We start from the raw sequence: 1,613 nt of genomic DNA on the forward strand, positions 1-1,613 counted from the left end.
TGTTCGTCTGCTAATTTGAAAATGGTTATTTCTTGGCTGTCGCCCTCTAATGTCTTGTCAACGTACTCTGTTTTTATGTCTGTCATGTTGTTTGCTCCTGTTTTCGTTCATGCTGTTATCATCATAGGCGCTTGGCTTATTGATGTGATAGCCGTTTTTATCGGTTCATAATCAGACCCTGCCAAAATCATAGCCAACGCAATGTTTTCAAGTGACCTGTAACGTGCCATTTCCTCCGCTGTGATTAAATCAAGCAACGGCTTTTCTTTTCTCCAATCAGTATCACGCGCGAAAATCTGCTTTTTAGTTTGACCTGTCGCAACGGTCGCAAGTAATGTTCTGAAAATAGTGTGCCATGTTTTGCCATGCCTTGGATAATGTTGCCATTCTGATATAGCTTGGTGTAATGTCTTGCCTTGTGGTTTCTCAACCGCTCGGGCAATCTGTCGGGCTTGTAGTTCTTTTTCAAGCTCATCAAATCGCTTGACTAATGCCATTTTAAACGCTCTGACGGGTTCCGTATTATCAAGCCATGTCATAACTAACATAGCTTGGTTGCGGTTAAGTTGGTACACCTTAACTTTTTGTCCTCTACTGTCTGATAAGGGTGTCATTTCAAATGACAATATACCAAACTGTTCAAGGTCATCTTTATTTTTATCAATCAGCTTGCGGACTGATATTTTTTTAAGTCCCGAACATTCGGCAATGATAACGTGATTAGTTGCTAACTTTGCCCTGCTCATGTCGGGACTTGTTAAAAATGCTAAATTGTCCATTTTGTTCCTCATTTCTGCTTTTATCGTGTTTCACTGTCTCCGCGTTGGTGCTGTTTTCATGTCCCTGCTGTCATAAGAAACGTGGGGGCCTGTTTCAATCGTTGTTAGTAATCTTTGGCAAGCCATTCAACGGCTTTGGCGTAAATAGTCGGGTAAGCATTGTAATTGCCTTTGATAACTTTTGCATACGTTGGTTGTGATATATCCATCTCACGCGCAACGTCCTTGTTTTTCATTGACAAGTCTGCTTGCTTACGTCTTACCGCCTTAGCTAATTCTGATGTGATAAGCATGGTATCTCCTTTCTTCTTACGTAAAATGTAAGTCACAATTTTATTATACTACTTTTTATGTAAGTGTCAACGAAAAAATTACATTTAAATCAAGAGTAATGTGTTGCTTTTACTTTTTATGTTATAATACTAACGAAAGGAAAAACGAAAACTATGAAAAACATAAAATCTTTACGAAAAGAAAAAGGCTTGACTATGAAAGAACTTGCTAAAATTTTGGAAGTAACGGAAGCAAGTATTTCACGGTGGGAAAACGGGAAAACGCCCCCTAGGTTTGACAAAATAAAAAAGCTTTCTGATTATTTCGGTGTATCAGAAAGTTACATTCTGGGTTTGTCTGACGAACGCAACCAAAGCAACAAGGCGCCAATTTTTGAGGTGTCTGACAAAAACGGCGGTCATAGTTTCATCGTCAAATCTGATATATCGGTTATCACGGATATTGTCAAAGTCTTCGATAGACTGAATGACGTAAACCAAACTGACGTTTTGAATTATGCGCAATATCGGTTAGACCAGCAACGCTCAACCGAACAGTCTG

The 1,613-nt window shown here is 39.2% G+C and carries 3 protein-coding genes; 1 reads left to right on the top strand and 2 read right to left on the bottom strand.

The features are described 5' to 3' along the window. Positions 1-107 precede the first annotated feature (107 nt). Positions 108-779, bottom strand: coding sequence for a Rha family transcriptional regulator (locus Hs20B_RS09570; RefSeq protein ID WP_172357954.1), 672 nt, complete (start codon positions 777-779; stop codon positions 108-110). A gap of 104 nt (positions 780-883) precedes the next feature. Continuing rightward, positions 884-1,072 carry a DNA-binding protein gene (locus tag Hs20B_RS09575; protein WP_172357956.1) on the bottom strand — a complete coding sequence of 63 codons (189 nt, stop codon included), beginning with the start codon at positions 1,070-1,072 and terminating at the stop codon, positions 884-886. A gap of 153 nt (positions 1,073-1,225) precedes the next feature. Here Hs20B_RS09575 and Hs20B_RS09580 point away from each other — a divergent pair. Then, positions 1,226-1,613, top strand: a 388-nt coding sequence (locus Hs20B_RS09580; RefSeq protein ID WP_172357958.1) for a helix-turn-helix domain-containing protein, incomplete at its 3' end; no start/stop codon positions are given.

The sequence above is a fragment of the Pseudolactococcus insecticola genome, from assembly GCF_011170065.1.
Classification (GTDB): Bacteria; Bacillota; Bacilli; order Lactobacillales; family Streptococcaceae; genus Pseudolactococcus; species Pseudolactococcus insecticola.